Genomic DNA, 10,044 nt, shown 5'->3' with positions numbered 1-10,044 from the left:
TTTGATACTATAACTGTTTTGATGTTTGTAATAATAATGTAGGTTTAGATAGAAACCTTCGTTACTTACACACTTTCTAGCAGTACTTGATATAGAAATGAGTCCGCTTTTAAAAACTGTGCTGTTTAGATTTGAAACCGCATAAGTCTTTCGCTACGGACTCAAAAGTACATATGTCTGATTTTAATTCCTTGTTATAGCAAGATTAGAATATTTGTTTAGTAAAAACAATCAGACTCTGTACATGAAGTGTTTCTTGTCGTTACTTGGCAAGTTCTTTTTTTCTTGTAATTAGAACCAGGGCATAAACTTTCTGATTTTACTTCATAACCGTTACCTGTTTCTAGACGTGAACTCAATGCCTCCACGTTTTCGGATAGGAGAGAGTCTGACATGTTGGTGTCAGAAATTAATGATGCCTTAAATGCACCTGCACTTGTTGCTACAATACATATTGTAGCCAATGCAAATTTAAGATTTTTTTTCTTGTTCATAATTATTAATTTTTTTGTTATGCGGGCTTATGCCCTTATTATTTTGACTTTACAATTTTAACCTCAGTGTCGTCAGCTAGGTTCAGGTTGCCTGATGTAATGACAATATCACCAACACTGATGGTTGTATTCTTTCGCTCACAACCAGTGATGGCAAAGCTTGTTAGATTACTGTACATAATGTCAACATACGTCCAGATGGCACGATGCGTTTGTTTGTCATAGACAAAGACCACATGATACCCATCACGTTCTACTACGGCTTCTTTAGGTACAATCAGCATGTCAGGTACAGCGTTTTCAATTATCACCTTCACGTTCATGCCATCAAGCAACTTGTCTGAGGTGTTTTTTATCCTTGCCTTTATGGTTACTAGTCCTTTGTTGTCTATCGTAGGGTTTATCTCTGTAACATTGCCGATGAGTGATATTTGTTCATCAACAAAGGGGGATACTCGCACCTGAGTTCCAAGACATACGGATGCCAATTCTGCTTCTAATATCTGAAACTCAACATCAAAGAAAGAATCGTCAATAAGAGTACATAGTTTATCACCACGCTGATGCGGACGCGCCTGAAGGTCGGCAATCCTTCCACTGAATGGTGCCAGTAACTTGCAATCGGAGAGTGAGGTTTCGGCAGTTTGAAGAGCATATTTGGCAGAGTAATAACCAGAAGTGACTTCTGCACGGCGAAGAACGTCAGCAGGAACATTCTTCTCGTTTCCATCGTAGCCAAGGGCTATCAACTTATCTTGCAACTCTACTCTTGCACGTTCAAGATCGTGCCTGGCTTTCTCCAGTTCCCTTTTCCTGTCACGAGTCTCTGCCACAGCCAATAAAGTGCCTGCAGAAACGTGTTGCCCATTCTTGACATTGACACTTAGCAGAACTTCGCCAGCTTTGGGACAAACCAATTCTGCCCTGCGTATAGCAGTCAGTTTTCCATTGCATAGAATCTGCTTCAGGAATGTCTGTTTGCGTAAAACCATCGTATCAACCTCCACAATGGTTTCCTCTTTTGTCATTATAGCAGACTGCGTATCTTCCTCCTCCTGCTCTTTATGAGTTAAGGTATATACAAGAATACCTATAATAGCGAAGGCTATAAGCGAGGATATTACACCTATCGTTACCTTAAAACCCTTCTTTGTCATACTGATTTATTGTTAAGTGTGTATTATTTGCTAGCAAATTCTCTGTAATATGCATGCTTTTACTTGAAATTCGCTAGTGAATTCGGAGTAATAGTACCCATATTGTTACGTGAGACTACATTTGTGCGACTGTTGTCACGCAAAGCTTCAAAGTCAACCGTTATGTCATGCTTGTTCTGCCAGTCATAGAGTGTAGCTTTCTGTAATGAGTAATAGTCGTTCCAAAATGTCTGCAGTTGACTGATATATTGAGCCTTTGCAGATTCCATCTCCTGTTGGGCAGTATTCAGGTCGGTCACGGATATAGCACCTGTCTCATATCTTTTAAGAGTTATCTCATATCGCTCTTCCGCTATTTTTTGTGCTCTTAACGCATCGCGGCATTGGGATGGCTGTGCATTGAACTGGGTAACTTTCCTGCGAAGTTCCTGTATGTAGTCAAGGTGATTCTGCTCTATCTTCGTCTTTACAACCTCCAACTGAGCCTGTGCCATCTTTACCTTTCCCTTGCTGACACCCCAGTCAAAGATTGGTAACGACAGTGACAGTCCGACGATCTCATTGTCTCGCAACCTGCTATATGCCTTGCTGAAGGTATCTCCTGTCTGAGAGAATCCCAATTCACTACTCAGTGTCATTTGGATTCCACGGCTTGACTTTGCCTGTGCCAATGTCTTCTGTGCTTCTAGCATCTGCAGCTTCTGTTCAAGAGGATGCGATGAGTTTGTTATTGCCTTTTGCAACACATCGTCTGTGCTTATGATAACATCAGGTGTAGTGTATGGCGGAACAAGTTCTGCACTGGAATAATCAGTTACTCTCAGGAAAGAGAAAAGATCATACATTGCATCATCAAGTGCAATCTTGTTCTTTGTTACCGCCATGCGCGCATTGAGCAATGACAACTCCATCTGAAGAACTTCGCTCTTTGTGGTAGTGGTAAGTTCAAGTCTTTTCTGTGCCATCTCATACAGTTTCTCGCGGTCGCTGACAGTAGCGAGGCTCTGTTTGTAATTTGATTGTGCCGAAAGGACATTGAAGAACAGCCCAGTAACCTTAATAGTCACATCCTGCATGGAAGTGATATATGCCCGCTCTGCTATCTGATACTCAACAGGTGCGGTTTTCTTCTCCCATCTTAGGGAGTTGAATGAGCGCAATGGTTGTGTGTAGCTGATACGGAGAGGTTGTGAGTTGTATGTTTTCTCTTTGTAAGTGAACTGGTCCAGCCTATAGAGATACGACTGCAGGGAGATCTTACCACCCGTAGCTGCTATCTGCTGATCCATTGACAGCGTGACAGAGTTCGTCATCGTATTGTTGTTTACCTGATTCACATGTCCCGTCTCATAGTCACGAGTCTCGATGACAGAGTGATTGAAACCGCCAAGTCCACCACTGAGGTTCAGAGATGGGAGCAACTGTGCCTTGAATGTCCGATACTGCCAATAACTGCCCATAAAGCTGTATCTCGCTATCTGGGCATCGAGACTGTTTTCCTGCGCTATTGCGATAGCGTTGGAGAGTGTTAGCTGTTGGGCAGAACATATAACACTAGTCAAACACAGAAATAATGTAACGATATGATGGTAATAACTACTCATAGAATTATACTTTTTAGTTTGTGTCACAAAATTAAATATACATTGAAATCCGCACATAACACAAAAGTGTATATTTTAAATGTAACGTTCCAAATATTCACTTTTGTGTAAAGGGTTGCCTAATATTTACTTATAATTTGTGCACTTTTCTTCATTTCTATTGTCGCTGGAGATTCAATTTTGGGTTTTAATAATAATACTCGTTTTGCCAACTCTTTTGCTTTTTTTATCTCACCATTATCTTTGTACATCATCATCAACTGATACAATGGATAAATACGATTCGGCATAATGCTAAAGGCCTTATTATAAGATTCTTCCGCTAGATTAAAATGCGACATGTCACGATAGTTGTTACCCATAAGAACATAAAACATTGGATCTGCACTGCATTTGATCCCTTTTCTCATTATTGCATTGCTATCATTATATCGTTTTTGCTCTCTTAGAGCCTTGCCAAAATCAAAAAGGAATTCAGGATTGTCGTTTTCCAAAGGGAGCAACTCGTAATAATCCTTGATGAACGCTTGGTCATGGAATCCTCTTATCATTGTATAATCGTTGTCTGCTTCATAGCTTTCCTTCACTAACTTGTATGTTTGCCATGCAAGAAATATGAGAAGGAACGAAAGCAGCATTATCTTATAACGTCCCAAGTCACATAGTCTCCTGCAATTTGTAGATTCGCTCCATGCGACAATAATAACAGCAATTATTTTGTAAGGTAACAGGTCGAAAGGATAGGAGAACATTGAGAACAGTATTAAAGATGACATACCGTAAAACAATGGTTTGCTATTTTGGTAGAGCGTGGTTAAAACTAAAACACTAAGTGTTATAGCTAGCAATACACCTATTATTCCTTGCTCAACAAGTATCTTCACCACTATATTGTATGCATTATCTGTAACTCCAGCAGAGGACAAATCTACATTTCGTTCGTAAAGTATTGACATACCTTCTGCAAAAGCATTACAAAAACCACCTATGCCAACTCCAAACCATGGGCTGTCAAACAACGATGCTATAGACGATTGCCAAATTATCATCCTACCATCAGCTGACCCTTGCTTTATAAAATAGAATCCAAGACATGCAAGAATCAGAAGCCCCCATACCGCATATCTATATTTCCAATAGTATTGTCTGGAAAGCCACAACACTATTAGGGCAATGCTGAAGAATGCTGCCCGACTCCATGTTGCGGGAATAACCATTGCCATAACAATAACCATAATTGCTACAATGTGTCTCCATTCCAGCTTAGCAATAGTCATGAATAACATCTTTACTTTCCCATGAAACTTTTCAGGAATCTTCTTCATAAATAATGCATTAGGTATATCCTTTACGACAAGCCTATTTGACATATCTTTCAAGGTACTCAAACCTACAACAATTCCTATCATCAAGTAAGCAGAATAAGGTCCAGGATTTTGAAAAGTGCCAGTAAGAGCATACAAACTATTATGGCTCGTTTCTATACCATATATCTGCAAAGCTCCAATCCATGCCTCATAGCATCCAAAAGTGAGAATGCTTCCAATGATAATCCAAGCAGAAATCTTTGTCCTGTCGAAAGCAACACGTAGTCCAGCATATAGCAGGAATAATTCTGTAGTCTTCAAAAACTCTATACGACAAGACCATTCATTTCCTACCCATGTTCTGCCCAAATAATATGCAAACCATGTAATTGCAATCACATCGGAAATGGACAGTTGAAATCTCGTCTTTCTACATATCGTTGAAACAACTCCAAAAAGCATGAGTGCAGGAATAACATAGAATACCCATAAATCACATTTATTCCACCGGACTTCTACTGCCATAACCGTAGCCAGCATCATTATCCAAACAATGCCAGTCCTTATTATCTCACTTCCTGATTTTCGTAATAATCCTATCATTTAATAAAAGTTTCTTTTTATGCTATTCTTTCAGAATCAACGAATATTTGTACTAATGACTATATAATACATAGAATATGCATTGTTTCTTGAGTCGATATGAATTTCTATTACTTTTCTTAGAATTCCCCTTCTGGTATCTTTCCAAATTTCTTTTCATATATAGCCATGAGCAATTCTTTGATTTTCTTATTGGTAATGGGATTACCAACAAGAATAGCCTTGTCATTTTCGTCAAGAAGAAAAGTATGATACATTGTTTCAGAAGGAATGTGTGGATTCCTTTGTAAGAAAGTATTTGCAGAATCAATAAATATTGTCTGAGGTATCAATTTCTCAGAAAACAGATGTTCAAGATCTTTCTTCGCATTACTTCCTGGAGTTAATATTATGACGTTGTAAAACTCATTGTTAGACAATTCTTCCATATGAAACAAGAAGTTGTTTATCTTTACTTTTTGCAAATAGCAAGACGAACACGATGCAGAATCAATGTAGTGGATTAATTTGTATTTGGCATTTTTCCACGGCGAAACCTCCAGAACAGAATCATTCGCCCAACAATCCATCAGTTCATATGGAATAGTTGTTTTTTCTGATTGCATCGCTTCTATATTCTGAAATTCTTTCTCATGCGAATTACATGCGAAAATGACAATACAATATGCAAATAGCATGAAGATTCGTGGCAGCCTCATTGTTTTCAATTCTTTTAATAGTTAAGAGTTTCCCACCCTTGCAAACATGATGACTCTTAATGCGTAAGAGTGGGAAAGATCATTTTTTTACATATCATCCAAATCATATGAGTAAATAAAGGGCTCTGAGGTGTCTTCTGAATAGTCAGAAATAAGATATAGAGTATTATTATCTTCCGATAACATTATATTCTGTCCATATTTGTCAAGATGAATAACCTGCTTTTTTACTCCATCCCAATCGAATACCTCTATGGTATTGCCGAAGATAAATGGATTTTTCCATTCTTCCAATTTTGTTCCCATGCCATCAGAATCTCTTAAAAGCGCATAGATTCTATTTTCATCTGCGCAACATGCCAATACTTCTGTTGACCTTTTCTCGCCAAAAGAATCAGAATACAAACGGCTTATAACTTTCGTTGCAGTTCCGTCAAAAGTAAAGATGAAGGCATTTCTTACATAACTATTCATGTATAAGTACTTACCTTTCTTATTTTCCAGAATGTAGCTATTCTCGGTAAAGAGTTTATTCTTTTTCCTATCATCGCATTTCATCTCGTCAGCAGGCCAATAGTCAAGAGTGGAAACCGCTTGATTTTTGAAGTCAATAATTGAGAATATATGTTTAATGTCATTGTATGGGGTTCCAGCAATAAGTATAGTAGAATCTGACAGGACAATAAAATTTTTGCTGTTCGGACTAAATAATGGCATTTGCTTTAAATCAAATCTTTCCCATTTCGTTTTGTCTTTTACAGCAGGAATACTGTCTCCATGCGGAATTTTTACTAATGAGAGATATTTTGAACCCGTCCAAGAACGATTCAATACATGCAGCACTCGATCATTACTTATAGTCATAATCATATACCCGAACTCATCATGTCCGCTTCCTGAAGCTAATAGTCTGTCTGCTTTCTGCCATTTTCCGTTAGAGAGCTTGCCGCCATGAAAATCCATATTCCACGCATATAGTACATCTGCACACAAGACCTTGGGTCCCATATACATATTAGCGGTATCAATCTTAACTTCTTTCCCTTCAATGAATACCTCATTTATTGCAGAATTAGAATGTTCGGAGCAAGAATATAATAATGTTACAAAAAATAAAATTGTATGATAATGAATCCTTTTCATAAGAACGAAAGTATGTGGAGGTTCTGCACCCTGTACAAGAGGTGAATCCTGAAAAGACACAGAACCTCTTTTTGTAATTAGTTATTAATAGAGATTCTTGTTGTATGCTAATCCACATACTCCATGGATGGAGCCGCAATCATAGTAACAGACTTGATATGAACCGAATCCACACTGTGACCCAATACAATCTCCTTCACTTTCACCTGCTGTTAATGCCTCTACATTCCCTGCAATGAACATGTACATTCCAGGCTGGTTTACAGCATTGTATGCCTTGAAACCACCCACTCCAGCGGCTACCACACAAACGGCAGCAAGCATAGTCTTCATGATTTTCTTCATTTTTTTGAAAATTTAGTTGTATGCCTACTCTTTTATAGATTTTCGGCTTCCTCTATATATTACGCGCAATAATCTTTTTAACAAATATAGTTTACAACACCTATAATATATTCCTCTGGAACCAATCCCCAGTAACGAGAATCAAATGAATCAAGAGAATAGTCTCCACAGATGTGATAATAGTTATGCTTGAACGTATGATGTGTTATAGGTTTCCCATTAGCATACACCATATTCCTTTTCCAATCACATTGTATCTTACTGCCTGTTTCCCACTCTAGTATCTTGTGATATACTGTTGCTTCATGAGGTTTAATAGTGATGATATCGTTCTTGCGAGGTATATATATAGGTCCCCAATTCAAAATATTCCATTTAATTTCTGACGTATGGCGTGGAGCAACGTCATAGACTCCATAGCGTTTCAATTCCCTTTCTGATTTTGTCTGTAGCTGTTTTTGACGACCTTCATGACCTAACAAATGGGGATAGTTGTTGTTACGAATGTACCCATCAACTGCACTTATAGTATCACCAGGCAAACCAACTACACGTTTGCAATAAACATGATTGATGCGAAACGAAATCTTGTCTTTGTGGATCGGGAAATTGAAAACTACTATATCATTGTGTTGTATTTTCCTGATTCCTTTCATTCGAAAGCATTGTAGTTCCTGTCCTGCTTGATTAAAATTAAAATCTGTATAAATACGTGGTCCGATAAATAATTTGTTCACAATTACTTTACTCCCTGGTTGGATGGTAGGAGTCATTGATGATGAAGGTATAGTGAAATAGTCAAAAATAAACACACGAACAATTAACCACAATATATATACTGCGATTATTGTGGCTACACCATACATTGTATATGCTATAAATCGTTTAACCTTGTTCATATATTTGATGTTGTTCTTTTCCTCGTAGCTCTAACTAAATAATAGACATTTGCTATGGACAGGATGAAGAGAAATAGACTTTTCAAGAATGAGGTCGTTGGCGAAAAATGTATTAATTCTCCGAAGCAGCCACAACTCTCTATACTTCCTAATAGACTAGGCATGAACAGGTTTGTAGCTGTCAGATATACAAAGAACAACAACATTGCAAGATATATCAAACTACATGCGAATGTCATTCTATTCCATAGTGACACTAAAGCAACAACCCCTTCAAGAAAGCAAACGGATATTGCGATTTCCAAAGAATAACTATGAACCCATGTCCCGATATACACGTCTCCATATAGTTGCACTTCTTGCTCAAATGCCTTTATACTGAATGCCTTGAGCAAGCTTGACAACAGGAAACATGTTGCCAATATGTATCTTAAAACAATTCTCATGTCTGTTTAAAGCTATATTATTCTTTGCTCCTTTGGTAATGATACCACAATTGCTTCTCCCAACGATTGTTGGCGATGCGTTTGAATTGTGAAATACAAAAATACTTTCTTCATATTCATTGCGGTTAATAGTTTTTGCAAAGTTATGATAACAATAAAAAACACACAAGTTTTTCTATCAAATCATATTAATCAAAATTAAGCAAAATGAGGACTAAACACCTTAAAATATATTGTATCACAACTTGTTATATATTTTATTCACCAAAATTCACCAAAAGGTATTGGGCCATCTACTACTTATCATACATGCTTAAATGTTCGTTCATTTCTGAGTCTCCCCGTGTAGGGATTTATGGAATAAGTAATATGCGTGACAACACCGATGATATACTCCTCTGGTACAAAGCCCCAATAACGGGCATCACAGGAATTGAGGACATTATCTCCACAGAGGTAGTAGTAATCGTGTTTGAATGTATGATAAGTGATGGTATCACATGACACATTCGTGCCTGTTTCCCATTCCAATATGTGACGATAGAGGCAAGCTTCTTTGGGCGTAATCAGGATTCTGTCACCCTTACGTGGAACATAAAGTGGCCCCATGTACTTTATTGTCCATGAAAATCTGGCATCGTATGGAAATGTGTTTAGAACGGACTGATCTATGATGCTATCAGGAATATTTGCCAAACGTGCTTGTTCCGAATATAATCCCAGAGCCCCATCATAATTGTTGTTAACAAACCGACCATTCATTATACTAATGGTATCACCAGGCAACGCAACGCAACGCTTGGCATAGACATGATTGATAACAAAATTTATCTTGTCATCATGCTGCGGGAAGTTGAAAACGACGATGTCATTATGCTTTAATCGTCTCAAGCCTCGTGTGCGCCAGCTTTTCAACTCTATTCCTTTTTGATTGAAATGAAAATCCGAATAAATACGAGCCCCCATGATGGCTTTATTGACGATAACCCTATCGCCTGGTAGAAACGTTGGCTCCATAGACTCTGTTGGTATTACGAACTGATCTGCGATAAACACCCTAAGCAATAGCCAAGTGCCGTATAGCAGTATGCTACTGCATACTGCTATACCTGTTACTTTTATAAGCCTATACGTGGTTTTCATTCATTAATGAAGTTCATCGTTCTACAAATAAGTGACATACAAAAAAACTGACAATATGTAATCTTATAAAAGGTACTATGAAGCTATTTGACGGAACCCATTAGCAGCCAGAATGTATTATTCTTTTTTCTTTACTTGCCATACTCATTGGTCGTGGTAATTTTGTGCCATTTTTTCTATCCAAGGAAGATAACCATTACACATA

The 10,044-nt window shown here is 37.8% G+C and carries 10 protein-coding genes; all 10 read right to left on the bottom strand.

The window, feature by feature from the left end:
* Positions 1–218 precede the first annotated feature (218 nt).
* The 10 genes from CIL02_RS16120 to lepB (CIL02_RS11150) all read right to left on the bottom strand — a co-directional run bounded on the left by CIL02_RS16120 (position 219) and on the right by lepB (CIL02_RS11150) (position 9,839).
* The gene (locus CIL02_RS16120) at positions 219–494 is read right to left on the bottom strand and encodes a hypothetical protein (protein WP_141210217.1); all 276 of its coding nucleotides are present in this window, start codon (positions 492–494) and stop codon (positions 219–221) included.
* A 38-nt stretch (positions 495–532) separates the two neighbouring features.
* The gene (locus CIL02_RS11190; protein WP_094401743.1) at positions 533–1,651 is read right to left on the bottom strand and encodes an efflux RND transporter periplasmic adaptor subunit; all 1,119 of its coding nucleotides are present in this window, start codon (positions 1,649–1,651) and stop codon (positions 533–535) included.
* A gap of 59 nt (positions 1,652–1,710) precedes the next feature.
* On the bottom strand, positions 1,711–3,213 hold the full coding sequence (locus CIL02_RS11185) for a TolC family protein (RefSeq protein ID WP_170935079.1): 1,503 nt from the start codon (positions 3,211–3,213) through the stop codon (positions 1,711–1,713).
* A 161-nt stretch (positions 3,214–3,374) separates the two neighbouring features.
* Positions 3,375–5,165, bottom strand: coding sequence for an O-antigen ligase family protein (locus tag CIL02_RS11180; RefSeq protein WP_094401739.1), 1,791 nt, complete (start codon positions 5,163–5,165; stop codon positions 3,375–3,377).
* A 119-nt stretch (positions 5,166–5,284) separates the two neighbouring features.
* Positions 5,285–5,593, bottom strand: coding sequence for a hypothetical protein (locus CIL02_RS16115; RefSeq protein WP_141210216.1), 309 nt, complete (start codon positions 5,591–5,593; stop codon positions 5,285–5,287).
* 357 nt (positions 5,594–5,950) lie between these two features.
* On the bottom strand, positions 5,951–7,006 hold the full coding sequence (locus CIL02_RS11170) for a hypothetical protein (RefSeq protein WP_094401736.1): 1,056 nt from the start codon (positions 7,004–7,006) through the stop codon (positions 5,951–5,953).
* A gap of 84 nt (positions 7,007–7,090) precedes the next feature.
* On the bottom strand, positions 7,091–7,351 hold the full coding sequence (locus CIL02_RS11165; protein ID WP_094401734.1) for a hypothetical protein: 261 nt from the start codon (positions 7,349–7,351) through the stop codon (positions 7,091–7,093).
* Between the two features lie 77 nt (positions 7,352–7,428).
* Entirely contained in the window at positions 7,429–8,250 is an 822-nt protein-coding gene (gene lepB, locus CIL02_RS11160) for a signal peptidase I (RefSeq protein ID WP_094401733.1), read from the bottom strand.
* On the bottom strand, positions 8,247–8,696 hold the full coding sequence (locus tag CIL02_RS16995; protein ID WP_371589382.1) for a MauE/DoxX family redox-associated membrane protein: 450 nt from the start codon (positions 8,694–8,696) through the stop codon (positions 8,247–8,249). The genes lepB (CIL02_RS11160) and CIL02_RS16995 overlap by 4 nt, the downstream gene beginning before the upstream one ends.
* 303 nt (positions 8,697–8,999) lie before the next feature.
* The gene (gene lepB, locus CIL02_RS11150) at positions 9,000–9,839 is read right to left on the bottom strand and encodes a signal peptidase I (RefSeq protein WP_094401728.1); all 840 of its coding nucleotides are present in this window, start codon (positions 9,837–9,839) and stop codon (positions 9,000–9,002) included.
* Positions 9,840–10,044: the final 205 nt, after the last annotated feature.

Source organism: Prevotella sp. P3-122 (genome assembly GCF_002251365.1).
Lineage (GTDB): Bacteria > Bacteroidota > Bacteroidia > Bacteroidales > Bacteroidaceae > Prevotella.
The sequence above is the reverse complement of the archived record's forward strand: the minus strand, read 5'-3'. Positions and strand labels throughout refer to the sequence as shown.

Excerpts from the sequence above, each read along its gene's own strand:
- CIL02_RS16120 (WP_141210217.1), bottom strand. The coding sequence starts at position 494 with ATGAACAAGAAAAAAAATCTTAAATTTGCATTGGCTACAATATGTATT.
- CIL02_RS11190 (WP_094401743.1), bottom strand. The coding sequence starts at position 1,651 with ATGACAAAGAAGGGTTTTAAGGTAACGATAGGTGTAATATCCTCGCTT.
- CIL02_RS11180 (WP_094401739.1), bottom strand. The coding sequence starts at position 5,165 with ATGATAGGATTATTACGAAAATCAGGAAGTGAGATAATAAGGACTGGC.
- CIL02_RS16115 (WP_141210216.1), bottom strand. The coding sequence starts at position 5,593 with ATGGAAGAATTGTCTAACAATGAGTTTTACAACGTCATAATATTAACT.
- CIL02_RS11170 (WP_094401736.1), bottom strand. The coding sequence starts at position 7,006 with ATGAAAAGGATTCATTATCATACAATTTTATTTTTTGTAACATTATTA.
- CIL02_RS11165 (WP_094401734.1), bottom strand. The coding sequence starts at position 7,351 with ATGAAGAAAATCATGAAGACTATGCTTGCTGCCGTTTGTGTGGTAGCC.
- lepB (WP_094401733.1), bottom strand. The coding sequence starts at position 8,250 with ATGAACAAGGTTAAACGATTTATAGCATATACAATGTATGGTGTAGCC.
- CIL02_RS16995 (WP_371589382.1), bottom strand. The coding sequence starts at position 8,696 with ATGAGAATTGTTTTAAGATACATATTGGCAACATGTTTCCTGTTGTCA.
- lepB (WP_094401728.1), bottom strand. The coding sequence starts at position 9,839 with ATGAAAACCACGTATAGGCTTATAAAAGTAACAGGTATAGCAGTATGC.